The sequence below is a fragment of the Streptomyces sp. CB01881 genome (assembly GCF_002953255.1).
Lineage (GTDB): Bacteria > Actinomycetota > Actinomycetes > Streptomycetales > Streptomycetaceae > Kitasatospora.
Map to the genome: position 1 here is coordinate 4,951,958 of NZ_CP026498.1, position 17,046 is coordinate 4,969,003.

General features: G+C 73.9%; 14 protein-coding genes. 9 read left to right on the forward strand and 5 right to left on the reverse strand.

What is annotated here, in order from left to right; all coding sequences use genetic code 11:
- Together C2142_RS11585 and C2142_RS11590 are read left to right on the forward strand one after the other, a co-directional pair.
- Positions 1-1,053, forward strand: a complete 1,053-nt coding sequence (locus C2142_RS11585) for a TIGR04222 domain-containing membrane protein (protein WP_148642563.1) — start codon at positions 1-3, stop codon at positions 1,051-1,053.
- Between the two features lie 100 nt (positions 1,054-1,153).
- The gene (locus tag C2142_RS11590) at positions 1,154-1,933 is read left to right on the forward strand and encodes a TIGR04222 domain-containing membrane protein (protein ID WP_148642564.1); all 780 of its coding nucleotides are present in this window, start codon (positions 1,154-1,156) and stop codon (positions 1,931-1,933) included.
- 246 nt (positions 1,934-2,179) lie between these two features.
- Here the strand turns inward: C2142_RS11590 and hemQ are convergent, their stop codons facing one another.
- The 3 genes from hemQ to C2142_RS11605 are packed head-to-tail and all read right to left on the reverse strand — an operon-like array spanning position 2,180 to position 4,968.
- Positions 2,180-2,905 carry a hydrogen peroxide-dependent heme synthase gene (hemQ, locus tag C2142_RS11595; RefSeq protein WP_148642565.1) on the reverse strand — a complete coding sequence of 242 codons (726 nt, stop codon included), beginning with the start codon at positions 2,903-2,905 and terminating at the stop codon, positions 2,180-2,182.
- Entirely contained in the window at positions 2,902-4,338 is a 1,437-nt protein-coding gene (hemG, locus tag C2142_RS11600; RefSeq protein ID WP_148642566.1) for a protoporphyrinogen oxidase, read from the reverse strand. The genes hemQ and hemG overlap by 4 nt, the downstream gene beginning before the upstream one ends.
- Positions 4,339-4,371: 33 nt before the next feature.
- Positions 4,372-4,968: a Uma2 family endonuclease gene (locus tag C2142_RS11605; protein WP_148642567.1), complete on the reverse strand. Its 597-nt coding sequence runs from the start codon at positions 4,966-4,968 to the stop codon at positions 4,372-4,374.
- A 327-nt stretch (positions 4,969-5,295) separates the two neighbouring features.
- Here C2142_RS11605 and C2142_RS39630 point away from each other — a divergent pair, with 327 nt between their 5' ends.
- Together C2142_RS39630 and C2142_RS11615 are read left to right on the forward strand one after the other, a co-directional pair.
- Complete coding sequence (locus C2142_RS39630; protein ID WP_277347332.1) at positions 5,296-5,769, forward strand: DUF523 domain-containing protein; 474 nt, start codon at positions 5,296-5,298, stop codon at positions 5,767-5,769.
- A 174-nt stretch (positions 5,770-5,943) separates the two neighbouring features.
- Positions 5,944-6,945: a DUF4349 domain-containing protein gene (locus C2142_RS11615; protein WP_162002456.1), complete on the forward strand. Its 1,002-nt coding sequence runs from the start codon at positions 5,944-5,946 to the stop codon at positions 6,943-6,945.
- Between the two features lie 111 nt (positions 6,946-7,056).
- Here the strand turns inward: C2142_RS11615 and hemE are convergent, their stop codons facing one another.
- Entirely contained in the window at positions 7,057-8,070 is a 1,014-nt protein-coding gene (gene hemE, locus C2142_RS11620; RefSeq protein WP_241003167.1) for a uroporphyrinogen decarboxylase, read from the reverse strand.
- A 248-nt stretch (positions 8,071-8,318) separates the two neighbouring features.
- Between hemE and C2142_RS11625 the strand changes: the two genes are divergently transcribed.
- The 5 genes from C2142_RS11625 (at position 8,319) to C2142_RS11645 (ending at position 15,073) form a co-directional block, all read left to right on the forward strand.
- Positions 8,319-8,981 carry a DUF3000 domain-containing protein gene (locus tag C2142_RS11625; protein WP_148642570.1) on the forward strand — a complete coding sequence of 221 codons (663 nt, stop codon included), beginning with the start codon at positions 8,319-8,321 and terminating at the stop codon, positions 8,979-8,981.
- Between the two features lie 321 nt (positions 8,982-9,302).
- The gene (locus tag C2142_RS11630; RefSeq protein WP_148642571.1) at positions 9,303-10,019 is read left to right on the forward strand and encodes a response regulator transcription factor; all 717 of its coding nucleotides are present in this window, start codon (positions 9,303-9,305) and stop codon (positions 10,017-10,019) included.
- Positions 10,020-10,231: 212 nt separating this feature from the next.
- Positions 10,232-11,476, forward strand: coding sequence for an HRDC domain-containing protein (locus C2142_RS11635; RefSeq protein ID WP_148642572.1), 1,245 nt, complete (start codon positions 10,232-10,234; stop codon positions 11,474-11,476).
- 247 nt (positions 11,477-11,723) lie between these two features.
- Positions 11,724-12,941, forward strand: coding sequence for an acetyl-CoA C-acyltransferase (locus C2142_RS11640; protein WP_148642573.1), 1,218 nt, complete (start codon positions 11,724-11,726; stop codon positions 12,939-12,941).
- A 2-nt stretch (positions 12,942-12,943) separates the two neighbouring features.
- Complete coding sequence (locus tag C2142_RS11645) at positions 12,944-15,073, forward strand: 3-hydroxyacyl-CoA dehydrogenase NAD-binding domain-containing protein (protein ID WP_148642574.1); 2,130 nt, start codon at positions 12,944-12,946, stop codon at positions 15,071-15,073.
- A gap of 178 nt (positions 15,074-15,251) precedes the next feature.
- On the opposite strand, the gene C2142_RS11650 is transcribed toward C2142_RS11645, so the two are convergent.
- Positions 15,252-16,685, reverse strand: a complete 1,434-nt coding sequence (locus C2142_RS11650; protein WP_241002521.1) for a glycosyltransferase family 39 protein — start codon at positions 16,683-16,685, stop codon at positions 15,252-15,254.
- Positions 16,686-17,046 lie beyond the last annotated feature (361 nt).

Consider the following 17,046-nt stretch of genomic DNA (forward strand, 5'->3'; position numbering starts at 1 on the left):
ATGTGGCACAACACGTACTTCCTCGTACCAGCCGTCCTGCTGGTCGCCGCCGCGCTCTACGCACCGCAGACCAAGCAGGCGGCCCAGAGGGTCCCGCAGGCCAAGGGCCTGCCCGGGCGCGGGCTGCCGCTGCTCGACACCGCCTTCCTCTCCGGCGGGCCCGGCCGGGTCTTCGACACCGCGTTCGTCCGGATGCACCAGTCGGGCCGGCTCGTCGTCAACCGGGACGGCCTGGTCACGCTGACCGGCGGCCGGCCGTACGACTCCGTCGAGGAGGCGATCATCGAGGCCCTCGGCCCGGCCGGGCAGCGCGAGCTGGCCCCGCTGCGGCGCGCGGTGATGCGCTCGGCCGCCGTCCAGAAGCTGGGCGACGGGCTCGCCCACCGCGGGCTGCTGCGCAACCCCGTCCTGCTGCGCCGGGCCAAGGTGGCGCGCCGACCGCTCTGGCTGGCCCTGCTGGTCGTGGTGCTGAGCACCGTCCTCGCCTACGTCCTGGACAACGGCGAAGCGGACCGCCCGGCGCTCTGGATCCCGGCGGTCCTGCTGATCGTCGGACTGGCGTCAGTGATCGTCTCCTGGCCGCTCAAGGGCCGGATCACGCCGGCCGGACGCCGCCAGCTCGCCCTGATGGACACCGGCAAGCCGTGGACGCCGGCCGACGCCGTGGCGCCCCTGGCGACCGGCGCCGCGCTGCTCGGCGCGATCGCGCTCGGCGGGCTGGCCGCGGCCGGGCTGGAGGACGCGGAGCTCCAGGAGGCGATGCTCGCCGCCGCGGCGGCCGAGGAGGCCGCCGCCAGGGCCGCCGCCGGCGTGTCCTCCTCCTCGGCGTCCTCCTCCGGTTCCTCCTGCTCCAGCCCGGCCACCTGGTGCGGTGCTTCGACCGACTCCGGCTCCTCCGGTTCGGGCTGCGGCTCCTCCAGCGGTTGCGGTTCCTCCTCCAGCAGCTGCGGCTCGTCCTCCTCGTCAAGTTGCGGCTCCAGCTCCAGCAGCTGCGGCTCCTCGTCCTCCTCCAGTTGCGGTTCCAGCTGCGGCGGCAGCTCCTGCGGCTCGTAGGGTCCGTCCTCGAACTCCCACCGGCCTCCCGAGTCACAGTTCGGTATCGCGGTCCGGGAATCCGTTCCGCCCGGAGCGAAGGCGGGTCTACAACAAGCCCATGTGGTTGCTCTTCCTGATCCCGGCCTGCGCCGCCGCGGTGCTCTCCTGCATCCGGCTGGTCCGGATGGCCGCCACCGCCGACGCGCTCGCCGACCAGGAGGGCCCCCGGCCGCCCGAGGCGGTCGGGATCGGCCTGTACGAGACGGCCTACCTGGCGGGCGGACCGGACCGGGTGGTCGAACTGGCACTCGTCCTGATGGCCTCCCGGGGCCGGCTGCACCTCGCCCACACCGGCTGGACCACCGTGGTCGATCCGAAGGGCCGCAGCCGGCTGGAGCGGGCCGTCATCGCCACCGTCGGCCCGGACGGGCAGTGCCGCACCGACGACCTGCGCCGGGCGATGGCCGCCCACCCGACCGTGCTGGAGATCGGGGGCCGGCTCGCCCTGGCCGGCCTGGCCACCCCGGCACCGGTCCAGCAGAGCACCGTCCTGGTGATCCGGCAGGTCCGGCAGGCGCTGCTGCTCTCGCTGGTCCTGATGGCCGGCGCCGTGGCCGTCGGCGGCCTCTCGGACGGTGACGCGCTGGCGCCGCTCGCCTGGTTCTCGCTGCCGCTGGTCCTCACCGCGGGCACCCTGCTGATGGCCCGGGTCGACGTCTACCCGTACACCCGCTGGGCCTCCCCCATCGGCCAGGAGGTCCTGCGCGAGGTCCGCCCGCCCCGCCAGCACGGCCTCGGCGACGACGACGAGCGCGAACTGCTCACCGCCGTCGCCATGATCGGCCCCGCCGCCGTCCCGGACCCGCGCCTGCGCGCGGCCCTGCGCCACCGGCACTGACCGGAAACCCGGTGCGCCGCCCGGCCTCCCCCGGCAGACTCGCGGCATGAGGCGAACCCCGGGCCCCGCCTCGCCCGTCCCCGCCCTCGACCTGGCCGTACGGGACGGCGGGCTGGTCCGGCTGCACCGCTCGCTGCCGGGCGCCGACCGCCTGGAGGGCTTCGTCGTCGGCACCGCCGGGGGTCACCGGACACGCCGAGGGCCGGCTCCCCCTTCCCGGGGGAACCGGCCCTCGTTCGGCCGGGCTCAGACCAGGCCGGCCAGCAGCTCGCTCACCGGCTTGCGGCGGCCGGTGAAGAACGGCACCTCCTCGCGGACGTGCAGCCGGGCGCGGGACGGGCGCAGGTCGCGCATCAGGTCGACGATCCGGTGCAGCTCGTCCGCCTCGAAGGCGAGCAGCCACTCGTAGTCGCCGAGCGCGAACGAGGCCACCGTGTTGGCCCGCACGTCGGGGTAGCCGCGCGCCATCTGGCCGTGCTCGGCGAGCATCGCGCGCCGCTCGGCGTCCGGCAGCAGGTACCACTCGTAGGAGCGGACGAACGGGTAGACGCAGACGTAGTCGCGCGGGCGCTCGTCGGCGAGGAACGCCGGGATGTGCGACTTGTTGAACTCGGCCGGGCGGTGCAGCGCCATGTTCGACCAGACCGGCTCCAGCTCACGGCCCAGGCCGGTGCGGCGGAAGCGGTTGTACGCCTCCTGGAGGTCGTCCGAGTCCGCCGCGTGCCACCAGACCAGGATGTCGGCGTCCGCCCGCAGACCGGACACGTCGTAGGTGCCGCGCACCGTGACGTCCTTCGCGGCGAGCTGGTCGAACAGCTCGTCCACCTCGGCGGCCAGCGCGGTGCGGTCCTCGGGCAGCGCGCCCTTGAGCTTGAACACCGACCACATGGTGTAGCGGATGACCTGGTTCAGGTCGCGCGCCTTCTTCTTCTCGGGCTGCTGCTCCGGCTGCTGCTCAACGGTCTCAGTCATGCGCCCATTGTCCTCTCCGTGACGTTCTCCCCGGTCAGCGGGGTCAACACTTTGTCGAGCGCGTCGACGGCCGTCCGCGCGCTCGCGATGCACGCCGGGATGCCCACCCCGTCGTACGCGGCCCCGCAGAGCGCCAGCCCGCCCACCCGGCCGGCCGCCGCCCGGATCCGCGCCACCCGGTCGAGGTGGCCGACCGGGTACTGCGGCAGGCCGGCCCGCCAGCGGGTGACGGCGGTGTCGTACGGCCGGGCGGTCAGGCCGATCGCCTCGCCCAGGTCGGCCAGCGACTGCGCCACCAGCTCCTCGTCCGACAGGTCCAGCGCCTGCTCCTCGTGCAGCCGGCCCAGCGAGGTCCGCAGCAGGAAGGTGTCCGGGGCCGAACGCTCCAGCCAGCCCCACTTGTTGGAGGAGAAGGTGGACGCCTTGATCCGGCGGCCGTCCACCGGCGGCACCAGGAACCCGCTGCCGGCCGGCGGCTCCGGCAGGTCGGCCCGCCGGAACGCCAGGGTGACCAGCGCCATCCCCGCGTACTCGACGCCGTCCAGCTCGGCGGCCGCCCCCGGCACGTCGGTGCGCAGCAGCCGGGCGGCGGCGGGCGCGGGCACGGCCAGCACCACGGCGTCCGCGTGCAGCGTCGCGCCGTCGCCGGTCACCACCCGCCAGCCGTCCGCGGTGCGCCGCAGCTCCTCCACGGCGGTCCGGGTGCGCAGCTCGACGCCGGCGTCGGCGCAGGCCGCGGCAACCGCCCCGGGCAGGGTGCCGATACCGCCGCGCAGGCCCTGGAAGACGGGGGTCGAGACGGTCTGCGGCCGGGTGGCCAGCTCGTGCACGCCCTCGACCAGCGAGCCGCCGCCACGGGCGATCGCCAGCAGCTGCGGCACGGCGGCGCGCAGCGAGATCTCGTCCGCGTGCCCGGCGTAGACGCCGCCCAGCAGCGGCTCGACCAGCCGGTCGACCACCTCGCGGCCCAGCCGGTCGGCGACGTAGCGCCCGATCGCGACGTCGTCCGCGACGCCCTCGCCGGAGCCCTCGTGCCGGGCCCGTTCCAGCCCCTCGGCGGTCAGCACCCCGGACTTCGCGAGCGCCTCCAGGTCACCCGGGACGCCCATCACCTGCCCGCCGGGCAGCGGCCGCAACGCGCCGCGCGTCCAGATCGCGGCCTTGGCGGTGGTCGGCGGCTCCAGCTCCGCGCCCAGCCCGACCGCCCGCGCCAGCTCGACCGCCTCCGGTCGCCGGGCCAGCATCGACTCGGCCCCGAGATCCACCCGGACCCCGCCGACCTCGCCGCCCGACAGCTTCCCGCCGAGCCGCTCCGACGCCTCCAACAGCGTCACCCGGGCCCGCGCGGGCCCGCCTGCCGCCCCACTGAGAAACGCGGCCGCGGCCAGCCCTGCGATACCGCCACCGATCACCACGACCTGTGCTTGCGCCATGTCCGCAGTCTCGCAGGTCCTTACATCCTCGCCTCAGTCCGCCCGCTCCGGGCGCTTCGCCGCCGGCACGAGCGCGTCGAGGTCGATGTCCACGGGGAACGGCACGGGCCGCTCCAGCCGCCCCCGGAAGATCCCGGCGGGGGCGTAGGAGGAGGTGGCGGTGTCGAGCTCGTAGGCGTGCACGACCGGCCGTCCGTCCTCGTCCTCGATCACCCAGTAGTGCGGGATGCCGGCCTCGGCGTACTTGCGCACCTTGACGGTGCGGTCGCGGTGCGCGGACTCCGGGGAGACCACCTCGACGACGAGCGCCACGTCCCCGGCCGCGTACCAGGTGCGGTCGGGGTCGTAGTCGGCGGTCGAGACCAGAACGTCGGGCTCCGGCCGGTTCCGCCGGTCCAGCTTGATCGTCATCTCGCGCCCCGCGCGACTGCCCGGCGGGACCTGGGCCCGCAGCGCGACGACCAGGTCGGTGACGAGCTCACCGTGCCACCAACGCTGCGGGGACAGCCTGAAGACCAGTGCTCCGTCGATCAGTTCGGTGTGCCGCGGCGCCTGCGGCAGGTGGTCGAGGTCCTCGGCGATCCACCCCTCGTCCCGGGGCGGGTACATCCAGTCCGGCAGCTCGCTCATGGGCCCAAGGTAGCGTCGGGGGCGACCGGCGAAGGGGTTCGGATGTATCTGCAGGGTGAGGCGGTCCGCTGCGTTGACGACGGCGACTGGCCGTACGTCGTGGAGGTCCGGTTCACGGACGTGGACGGGCGGCAGTGGTCGGTGGTCGACAAGATCGTGATGTTCGGGACCGGCTCCCTGTCCGAGGAACTGTTCGACGCCGGGTTCCCGTACCCGGCGGCGATCGGCGTCCCCTGCCGGGTCCTCGGCTCCCCCACCGTCGGCGACGACGACGAGGTGGTCACCGTCGCCGTCCTGCCCGAGCGCGGCTGCGGGCCCGAGGTCCGGGTGCGGCGACGGCAGCTCGACGGGGCGGAGCCCGTCCTGGTGAGCGCGTGCCTGGCCGGGGTGCCGTGCCGGTACGACGGGCGGGCGAAGACGTCGGAGGCGGCGGTCGGGCTGGTCGAGGACGGGCGGGCCGTGGTGGTCTGTCCGGAGGTGGCCGGCGGGCTGGCGACGCCGCGGCCCGCGGCGGAGATCGTCGGCGGCGACGGCGCGGACGTGCTGGACGGGCGGGCCCGGGTGGTGGACGCGACGGGGGCGGACTGCACGGAGGCGTTCCTGGACGGGGCGCGGCAGGCGTTGGCCGCCGCCGAGGCGGCCGGGGCGCGGCGGGCGTTGCTGATGGCGCGCAGTCCGTCGTGCGGGTGCGGGCAGGTCTACGACGGGAGCTTCGACAGGACGCTGCGGGCCGGCGACGGGGTGACGGCGGCGCTGCTGCGCCGGGCGGGTGTCGTGGTGACGGCGGGGCAGGCCGGGTAGCGCCTTGTCCGGGCCGCCGCCGAGCCGTGACCGACTTGCGATCTCCTGGGCGGGTCCGGCCGGCCGTCTTCTCCGTCCAATGGTCCGGACGCCCGGATCGGGGCGCCGGACAAGGGACTTGGGGAGGGCTCGACCGTGGTGCGAGGACGGCGCGGGGCGGGGTACGGAGCGGGGGTGGCGGCCGCGGTGCTCGCGGCCGCGGTGTTGGCCGGGGGGTGCGGCGCCGGCTCCGGGCGGGGCGAGGACAGTGCGGCGGCGGTGGCCAAGCAGGACGCGGCAGCCCCGGCGGCGGGGGCACCCGCGGTGGGCGGGGCCGCACCCGCACCGCCTTCGGCCGCCGCGAAGCCGGGGGCGCCGGCCACCGGCGGGGCGGGGCAGCCGGGCACCGTGACGGTCGCCGACACCCGGCTGATCGCGTACACGGCGCAGCTGTCGGTGCGGACGAAGGACGTCGCCGCGGCGCTCGCGAAGGCACGCGAGCTGGCGGCCTCCGCCGGCGGCTACGTCAGCGGCGAGACGGTGAGCGGCGGGGGCGGGGACGCCGCCGGGCAGAGCGGCCAGATCACCGTCAAGGTGCCGTCCGCGGCCTTCCAGCAGACCCTGGACCAGCTCTCCGCGCTCGGCGAGGTGCTGTCGCGCAGGAGCCAGGCGGACGACGTGACCCAGCAGGTGGCGGACGTGTCGAGCCGGGTGCAGACCCAGCAGGCGAGCGTGGACCGGGTGCGGGCGCTGATGGCGCAGGCGAAGACGCTGGGCGAGATCACCAGTCTGGAGGGCGAGCTGAGCCGCCGCGAGGCGGACCTGGAGTCGCTGCAGAAGCAGCTGAAGGAGCTGTCGGCCCGGACGTCCCTCTCCACCGTCACGCTCGACGTGCGCCGCGAGGCCGGGCCCGTCCGGCCCGGGGCGCCGGACAAGGGGAAGGACGAGGGGTTCTGGGCGTCGGTCGGCTCGGCGCTGGGCGGCGGCTGGGGCGTGCTGGTCGCGATCGTCCGGGCGGTCGCCGTGGCGGTCGCCGCGGCGACGCCGTTCCTGCTGGTGCTGGGCCCGGCCGCGCTGGCGTTCTGGCTGGTCCGCCGGCGCCGGTCGCCCGGGCCGGCCCCCGTGGTGCCGCCGCTGCCGGCCCACCTGCCGCACCGGCCGGAGCCGGAGGAGGAGCGGGAGCCGCAGGAGGACTGAGCGGCCGGACGGCGAAGCGGCGGGCCCCGTCCGTGGAAGGGGCCCGCCGGCGTGCGGCCCGTGGCCGTGACGTCCGCCGCCCGTGGCGGGCGGCGGACGTCACGGGCGGCGTCAGCGCGCGCTGGCCTCGTGGACGAACGCGACCAGCCGGCTGAGCGCGTCCGGGTCCATGCTGGGCAGCACGCCGTGGCCGAGGTTGAAGATGTGGCCGCTGGTGCCGAGCGCCTGGGCGGCGTGCAGCACCTCGCGGGCCTTGGTCTCGACGGCCTTGGTGGGCGCGAAGAGCACGGCCGGGTCGAGGTTGCCCTGGAGCCCCTTGCCCGGGCCGACCCGCTCGGCGGCGACGTTCAGCGGCACCCGCCAGTCGACGCCGACGATGTCCGCGCCGGCCTGGCCCATCAGGCCGAGCAGCTCGCCGGTGCCGACGCCGAAGTGGATCCGCGGCACGCCGTAGCCGGCGACGGCGTCGAACACCTTGGTGCTGGCCGGCATCACGGAGCGGCGGTAGTCGTCCGGGGCGAGCGAGCCGACCCAGGAGTCGAAGAGCTGGACGGCGGAGGCGCCGGCCTCGATCTGCACCTTGAGGAAGGCCGAGGTGATGTCGGCGAGCCGGTCGACCAGGGCGGCCCACAGCTCGGGCTGCCCGTACATCATGGCCTTGGTGTTCTCGTGGTTCTTGGACGGGCCGCCCTCGACCAGGTAGCTGGCGAGCGTGTAGGGGGCGCCGGCGAAGCCGATCAGCGGGGTGGAGCCGAGCTCGTCGACGAGCAGGCCGACCGCCTCGGTGATGTAGGGGACGTCGTCGGGCTCCAGCGGGCGGAGCCGCTGGAGGTCCTCGGCGGTGCGGATCGGGTCGGCGATCACGGGACCGATGCCGGGCTTGATGTCGACGTCGATGCCGATGGCCTTGAGCGGCACCACGATGTCGCTGAAGAAGATCGCCGCGTCCACCTTGTGCCGGCGCACCGGCTGGAGGGTGATCTCCTTGACCAGCTCGGGCCGCATGCAGGACTCCAGCATGGGGATGCCCTCGCGGACCTTCAGGTACTCGGGCAGCGAGCGGCCCGCCTGGCGCATGAACCACACCGGGGTGTGCGGCACCGGCTCGTGCCGGCACGCCCGCAGGAACGCGGAGTCGTGCGCGGCGCCGCGGCGCGCGGGGGACTGCTGACCGGGGGCGGCGCCGGCCTGGGGGGCTGCCGCGGTGTCTGCCGTTGTCTCGCTCACGGTTCAAATCTTCGCACGCGCTCCGGACCGGACTCCCCGGGCAGGCTCGTCGGTTCCTCCAAGATCTGCCCGGTTTGCCGGTCCCGGCACGCCGCACAGGCGGAAGTTACGGCGATTACCCGGGTTTTCGACCTAGTCTTCGGGTCATGGCAGCGGTCGGCGGGCACCCCGCACAGGGTGGCGGAACAGGTGGCGGAACGAATCGGGAGGCGGCGCCGAGCGAGTTCCGGGCCGCGGTCGAGGCTCTGACGGGGGCGCGGCTGCGCCCCGAGCTCGAACTCTCCTCCGCCCCGGCGCCGCGCCGGCTCGCCCCGCACGCCTTCGCGCTGACCGCCTCGGTGGAGGTGGACGGCGAGGAGCTGGCCGACGGCCGGCTGGTGCTGCTGTACGACCCGGCCGGGCAGGAAGCCTGGAACGGCGACTTCCGCGTGGTGACCATGACCCGGGCGGAGCTGGAGCCGGAGATGGCCGGCGACCCGATGCTCTCCGAGGTCGGCTGGGCCTGGCTGCTGGACGCGCTGCAGGCGCACGGCGCCGGGTACGCGGAACCGTCCGGGACGGTGACCAGGTGCGCCTCGCAGTACTTCGGCGCGCTGGCGGACCGCCCGTCGTCCACCGAGATCGAGATCCGGGCCTCCTGGACGCCCGCCGACGGCCGCTTCGAGCGGCACCTCGCGGCCTGGGGGGACCTGCTCTGCATCAGCGCCGGCCTGCCGCCGGCCGCCCCGGCGCAGCAGCAGGCGCCCGACGTCCCGTCACTCGGCGGGGTGGTCCCGATGCCCGCCCGCCGGCGCCCGCGTTCGCACTGACGAGTGGCGTCCGGGCCGGTCGGCCCCGGCACGTCCGACGCCACCCCCAGGGCTGACGGAGTGTGACTTCGGACCCGCTCTGCGTCAATTACCCGGTCAAAACCGACCGATCTGCGATGAATCTGATCGATTTTTGTGCGAATCCGAGGCATGTCGCATCAGTCACCTGCGCGATTTGTCCGTATTGTTACTCACTAGATCGTGATCTTTCGCTAAAGCCGGGCACGGTTGCTGCCGAAGCAGACTGTGACCCTTTCCGAACGCGGAACACTCCGACCGCCCCCATCGGGGTTCCGTCCGCCACTCCCCGCAGGAGGCCTGGTGTCGGTCCTTCTTGAGCACCCCGCAAACGTGGTCGCCTACCGCCCGACCAAGCCCACCGCCATGGTGGTCATCGCCGATCCCCGCGTCCGAAACACCGTCACCCGGCACCTCTGGGCGCTCGGCGTCCGCGACGTGATCGAGGTGTCCTCGATCGCCGAGGCCCGCCCCCGGGTCTCCACCCCGCGCGACATCTGTGTCGCCGACGTCCACCTCCCGGACGGCTCCGGGCTGACCATCCTGGCCGAGACCCGCGCCGCGGGCTGGCCCAACGGCCTGGCGCTCTCGGCCGCCGACGACATCGGCGCGGTCCGCAGCGCGCTGGCCGGCGGCGTCAAGGGCTACGTGGTCACCGGAACCCGGACCAACGTCGCCATGCCCGGCCGCCCCGGCCTGCCGATCGGTGCCGGCGGCCTGGCCGGCCGGATGCGCCGCCCCGGCATGCCGGGCGTGCCGGGTGCGGCCGGTGCTCCGGGTGCTCCCGGGGCCCCGGGAGCACCGGGCGCGCAGCAGGCCGCGTACCGGGAGCTCTCCGGCCGCGAGGTCGAGGTCCTGCGCCTGGTCGCCGAGGGCCAGTCCAACAAGGCGATCGGCGTCGCGATGGGCCTCTCCGCGCTCACCGTGAAGAGCCACCTCGCCCGCATCGCCCGCAAGCTGGGCACCGGCGACCGGGCCGGCATGGTCGCGGTCGCGCTGCGCACCGGCATCATTCACTGACCCGTCGTGGGACCGCTGCGGCGGCCCAGGAGGAACGTTCCTCCTGGGCCGCCGCAGCGGCTTGCGGACAGTCGTCACGGTGAGCGGGCCGTCACCGCCCGAGCCGCACGGCCCCCGGGAGGCGGCCGGGTGACGGCGCTGTCATATTCACCGACCCGGTCTGACCAGTCCGACAACACTCCCGGTAGCGAGGTCCGTCGTACCCTTGGTGAGTGACCGACGCCGTAGCAGCCATCCCAGAAGAAGCAGCCCCGGTCCCGCTCCTCGAACCGAAGGAGGGGATCCCGCCAGTCGTGGCGGACGAGCGGGCGCTGGCCGCCGTCGTCGCCGCCTTCGCCGCGGGTACCGGGCCGGTCGCCGTCGATGCCGAGCGGGCCTCCGGCTACCGCTACGGCCAGCGGGCGTACCTCATCCAGCTGCGCCGCGCGGGCGCGGGTACCGCGCTGATCGACCCGATCGCCTGCCCCGACCTCAGCGGGCTGGGCGCGGCCCTCGCGGACACCGAATGGGTGGTCCACGCGGCCACCCAGGACCTGCCCTGCCTGGCCGAGGTCGGCATGCGCCCCCAGCGCCTCTTCGACACCGAGCTGGCCGGCCGGATCGCCGGCTTCGCCCGGGTCGGCCTCGGGCCGATGACCGAGGGCGTGCTCGGACTGAGCCTGGCCAAGGAGCACTCGGCGGTCGACTGGTCCACCCGTCCGCTGCCCGAGCCGTGGCTGCGCTACGCCGCCCTGGACGTCGAGGTGCTGGTCGAGCTGCGCGACGCACTCGAACAGGAGCTGGACGCCCAGGGCAAGCTCGGCTGGGCGCTGGAGGAGTTCGCCGCGATCGCCGCCGCGCCCCGCCCGGCGCCGCGCACCGACCCCTGGCGCCGCACCTCGCAGCTGCACAAGGTCCGCCGTCGCCGCCAGCTCGCCGTGGTGCGCGAACTCTGGCTCACCCGGGACCGGCTGGCGCAGGAGCGGGACGTCTCGCCGGGCCGGGTGCTCCCGGACGCCGCGATCGTCAACGCCGCGCTGGCCATGCCGCTCAACGCCGCCGCCCTGCAGGCCGTCCAGGGCTTCGGGCCGCGCGTCCACCGCCGCCAGCTGGAGCAGTGGCTGGCGGCCGTGCAGCGCGGCCGGGAGGTCCCGGAGAACCAGCTGCCGCCGGCCTCCGCGCCGCACGACGGACCGCCGCCGCCGCGCGCCTGGGCCGAGAAGGACCCGGTCGCGGCCGCCCGGCTCTCCGGGGCGCGGGCCGCGGTGAGCGAGCTGGCGGAGGCGCGGAACCTGCCGGCCGAGAACCTGATCACCCCGGACCTCGTCCGCCGGGTCTCCTGGGAGCCGCCGGCCGAGGCGAGCACCGCCAATGTGGCCGCCGCGCTGCGCCGGCTCGGTGCCCGGCAGTGGCAGGTCGACCTGGTCGCCCCGGTGGTCGCCGCCGCCTTCGCCGAGGCCGCGGTGGAGCAGGACTGACGCGGTGCCCCCGGGAGACCGGGAGGCAGGACACGAAAGGGGACGCCGTCCGACGACGGCGTCCCCTTCGTCGCACCCGGACGGAGGACGTGTCGCGGGACACACGCGGTGATCGGGCCGCCGGGCCTGGGCAGGTTGGTTACCGGCGGGTAGCATGGCGGGGAAGCGGCGCCGCTCACGTCCTCTCTGCGACGGACGGCGGCAGCCTGCCCACCTCAATCTGTTGGTCCCTGGGAGGAGAGCCCCCGTGCCTCGTACCGCGAGGGACGTCGTCTTCGTCGATGGCGTCCGCACCCCGTTCGGCAAGGCCGGCCCGAAGGGCATCTACCACGAGACGCGCGCCGACGACCTCGTCGTCAAGTGCATCCGGGAACTCGTGCGCCGTAACCCCAACCTGCCCGTCGAGCGGATCGACGAGGTCGCCGTCGCGGCCACCACGCAGATCGGCGACCAGGGTCTGACGATCGGCCGCACCGCCGCCCTGCTGGCCGGGCTGCCGAAGTCCGTCCCGGGCTACTCGATCGACCGCATGTGCGCCGGCGCGCTGACCGCCGTCACCGCGACCGCCGGCGGCATCGCCTTCGGCGCGTACGACATCGCCGTGGCCGGCGGCGTCGAGCACATGGGCCGCCACCCGATGGGTGAGGGCGTCGACCCGAACCCGCGCTTCGTCTCCGAGAAGCTCGTCGACGAGTCCGCCCTGTTCATGGGCATGACCGCGGAGAACCTGCACGACCGGTTCCCGCACATCACCAAGGAGCGCTGCGACGCCTACGCCGTGCGCTCGCAGGAAAAGGCCGCCAAGGCGTACGCCAACGGCGACATCCAGCCGGACCTGGTGCCGATCTCGATCCGCAACACCAACCCCGAGGTCGGCGAGACCGGCTGGGGCCTGGCCACCGTGGACGAGCCGCTGCGCCCGGGCACCACGATGGAGAACCTGGCGGGCCTCAAGACCCCGTTCCGCCCGCACGGCAACATCACCGCGGGCAACTCGGCCGGCCTGAACGACGGCGCCACCGCGTCGCTGCTGGCCGCCGAGGACGTCGCCGAGGAGCTCGGCCTCCCGGTCAAGATGCGCATGGTCTCGTACGCCTTCGCGGGCGTCGAGCCCGAGGTCATGGGCATCGGCCCGGTGCCGGCCACCGAGAAGGCGCTCGCCAAGGCCGGTCTGACGATCGACGACATCCAGGCCTTCGAGGTCAACGAGGCCTTCGCCGTCCAGGTGCTGGCCTTCCTGGACCACTACGGCATCGCGGACGACGACGAGCGGGTCAACCCGTTCGGCGGCGCGATCGCCTTCGGCCACCCGCTGGCCTCCTCCGGCGTGCGCCTGATGAACCAGCTGGCCCGCCGCTTCGAGCAGCGCCCGGACGTCCGCTACGGCCTCACCACGATGTGCATCGGCTTCGGCATGGGCGGCACCATCATCTGGGAGAACCCCCACTTCGAGGGTGGTAAGTGACCATGAGCACCACGACTGAACTGCTCCAGCACGGCGCCACCCTGTTCCCGGGCGAGGTCGTCACGACCGCGCACGTGCGCCACCTGGACCTGCCGCTCCAGGCCGGCAAGCTGGCCCTGATCACCCTGGACAACGGCTTCGACCACACCAAGCCGACCACCTTCGGCCCGGGCTCGCTGCTGAAGCTGTCCGTCGCGCTGGACCAGGTCGAGGCCGAGGCCGCCGAGGGCAAGATCGTCGGTGTCGCGATCACCGGCAAGCCGTTCATCTTCGCGGTCGGCGCCGACCTCAAGGGCGTCGAGATCCTCAAGGAGCACGCCGACGCGCTCGCCATCGGCAAGGGCGGTCACGACGTCTTCAAGCGGATCGCCGCGCTGCCCGTCCCCTCCTTCGCCTTCTACAACGGCGCGGCGATGGGCGGCGGCGTCGAGGTCGGTCTGCACGCCACCTACCGCACCGTCAGCGCGGGCGTTCCGGCGTTCTCGCTGCCCGAGGTCTTCCTGGGCCTCGTCCCCGGCTGGGGCGGCTGCTCCATCCTGCCGAACCTGATCGGCCCCTCGAAGGCGATCAAGGTCATCATCGAGAACTCGATGAGCCAGAACAAGCAGCTCAGGGGCAAGGACGTCTTCGAGCTCGGCATCGCCGACGCGATCTTCGAGCCGGCCGACTTCCTGGAGCAGTCGCTGCTCTGGGCCGCCAAGGTGCTCAAGGGCGACGTCGTCGTCGAGCGCGAGGAGATCGACCGCGGCAAGGCCTGGGACGACGCCGTCGCCTGGGGCCGCCTGGTCGCCGACGCCAAGGTGCACGGCGCCGCGCCGGCCGCCTACAAGGCGCTGGACATCATCCAGCAGGTCAAGGACCAGGACCTCCAGGCCGGCTTCGACGCCGAGGACGCGGCCCTGGCCGACCTCATCATGAGCGGCGAGCTGCGCAGCGGCATCTACGCCTTCAACCTGGTGCAGCGCCGGGCCAAGCGCCCGTTCGGTGCCCCGGACAAGTCGCTGGCCCGCCCGGTCACCAAGGTCGGCGTCGTCGGCGCCGGCCTGATGGCCTCGCAGCTGGCGCTGCTGTTCGCCCGCCGCCTGGAGGTGCCGGTGGTCCTCACCGACATCGACCAGGAGCGCATCGACAAGGGCGTCGGCTACGTCCACGCCGAGATCGACAAGCTGCTCGCCAAGGGCCGGATCGGCAACGACAAGGCCAACCGCCTCAAGGGCCTGGTCACCGGCTCGCTCGACAAGGCGGCCGGCTTCGGCGACGCGGACTTCGTGATCGAGGCCGTGTTCGAGGAGATGGGCGTCAAGCAGACCGTCTTCGCCGACCTGGAGAACGTGGTCTCGCCGACCTGTGTGCTGGCGACCAACACCTCCTCCCTGTCGGTCACCGAGATGGCCTCCAAGCTGAAGCACCCCGAGCGGGTCGTCGGCTTCCACTTCTTCAACCCGGTCGCGATCCTGCCGCTGCTGGAGATCGTCCGCGGCGAGCAGACCGACGACGCCGCGCTGGCCACCGCCTTCGGCGTCTCGAAGAAGCTGAAGAAGACCGCGGTGCTGTGCAAGGACGCCCCGGCGTTCGTGGTGAACCGGATCCTGACCCGCTTCATGGGCGAGATCCAGACCATCATCGACGAGGGCACCCCGATCGCCACGGTCGAGAAGGGCGTCGAGCCGCTCGGCCTGCCGATGTCCCCGATCATGCTGCTGGAGCTGGTCGGCCCGGCCATCGCGCTGCACGTCTCGGAGACCCTGCACGGCGCCTTCCCGGAGCGGTTCGCCGTCTCGGAGAACCTCGGCAAGGTGGTCAAGGCCGGCAAGCGCGGCTTCTACACCTGGGTGGACGGCAAGCAGGTCCTCGACCCCGAGGTGCTGGAGCTGCTCGCGTTCGGCGACACCGTGCTGACCGAGGAGCAGGTGCTCAACCGCTCCCTGGAGGCCGTCGCGCAGGAGATCGGCCTGATGCTGGAGGAGGGTGTCGTCGCCGAGGCGCAGGACATCGACCTCTGCATGATCACCGGTGCCGGCTGGCCCTTCCACCTGGGCGGGATCACCCCGTACCTGGACCGTGAGGGCGTCTCGGAGCGGGTGAACGGCAAGCGCTTCCTCGCCCCGGGTGTGGCCTCCGTGCCCGCCTAGGCAGTGACGGAGGAGCCCCGGTGACCGTGGAGGTCACCGGGGCTCCTTCGTGTCCGCGGGCGGGCCCTGCAGCCGGTGCCGGCCGTCCGCGCCGGGCGGGACCGGGCCGGGGGTACAGGCCGGGGGTACGGGCCGGGCCGGGGGTACAGGCCGGGGGTACAGGCCGGGCCGGCGGGCCTCAGCGCTTGAGGCGGTAGACCACGGTGTCGGCGAACACGCCGACCATCTCGTAGTGGGTGTCCAGCAGGTTCTCGATCCGCGGGATCTGGGTCGGCTGGTACGGCGCCAGGCCCGAGTCGTCCACCACGACCTCCGGGAGGCCGTTGGCGAGCAGCTCCTTGTCGAAGGTCTGCCAGGCGTCGCTGACGCTGTACTGCTCGCCGACGTTGGGGCTGCTGTCCTTGCCGCCGCTGTAGTTGGTCAGGAACCCGGCCGTGAGGTAGCGGGTGGCCGGCTTGCGGTCGGCCAGCCAGTACAGCTCCGGGTGCATGCCCCAGACCAGCACGGTGTCCTTCGGCGTGGTCTGCGCGGCGACCGCGGTGGCGACCTCGGTGGTCTGGTTGAGCCGCTCGCCCGGCCAGGCCAGCGCCAACGCCCAGAACACGGTGGCGGCGGCCGTCGTGTACACCAGGACGGGCTTCCAGCGGACCGCCGAGGTGGCCACCGCGCCGGTGCCGAGCAGCACCAGCGGGGGGATCAGCTGGAGGTAGTAGTGGCCGAAGAAGTGGAAGCCGACGCTGACCGCGACCACCGAGGAGAGCAGCCAGACCCAGAGGTCGGCGGTGGAACCGTGCTCCTCCCCGGCGACCGGGAGCGGGCGGTGGCGGTACTTCAGCCAGAGCCGGCGGCCGACCGGCAGCAGGAAGCCCAGGCCGGCCCCGGCCAGGATCGCCGAGTTGCCGAGTGCCCGGCCGGTCATCTGCAGCCAGGCGCCGCCGAACGAGGCGTAGTCGCCGCTGCCGGTGACCACCCAGAACAGGAAGCCCTTGGGCTTGGTGAGGATCACCGCGACCAGCGCTATCGGCAGGGTGAACCCGAAGCCGATCTTGAACAGGGCCGGCGGCCACCGGACGCCGCGCCGGCGGGCGTCCTGGAACAGCATCCAGAGCACCGGCAGCAGCACCGCGCCGCCGGTCTGCTTGGTCAGCGAGCACAGTGCCACCGCGATCCCGGCGGCCAGCCAGCGGCGCCGTTCGGCGTACCGGAAGGCCGCCACCATGGCGGGCAGCATGAAGACCTCGAAGGTGGCCGCCTGGGTGTCCTCCGGGGAGAGCCCGATGGAGACCAGCAGGTAGAGCAGGCCCGCACCGGCGCCCGCCCGGTTGCCCCAGCGGCCGCGGGCGATCGAGGCCAGCAGGATCGCGGTGCCCAGGTGCGCGACGACCGCCAGGGTGCGCAGCGGCCAGAGCGAGGCCGAGCCGAAGACGGCGAAGCAGGCCTGGTAGAGCCAGGGCAGCAGCGGCGGCTTGCGGTCGACCACGGTGTCGTACAGCACGCCCCCGTCGGCCAGCATCCGGGCCTGGGTGGCCAGGAAGCCCTCGTCGGGGCTCCAGACCGGCCGGACGAAGGAGGGGATGTGGGTGGCGAGCGCCACCAGGGCCAGCACCGGCACCAGCCTCGTCCAGTACCGCCCTCCTGGCCCGCCACCGGGCAGGAGGGGCCCAGTACGGATGCGGTCGGGCAGGCGCTCGGCTAGCCCGGCGAGGCGGGGTCGGGTGGGGGTCGGCACGGATGACAACCTACCGGGCGGGACCGGCGCGGGCAGCGCCGGTCCCGCCTTTCGTTGCGATTATCGGCCTGCCCCGGGCGAACTGTTGCGGACTTGTCGCAAACGGGCGCCGCGGGGCGGGCCGGGGGTGCCGGGGCCGGTCTCAGGCCTCGACGGTGGCCACGTCCAGCTTGGCGAGCCGGGCGACCAGCGCGGTCACCTGGCGGGCGATGTCCGGGGCGTTGAGGCCGATCTCGGCGAGGAT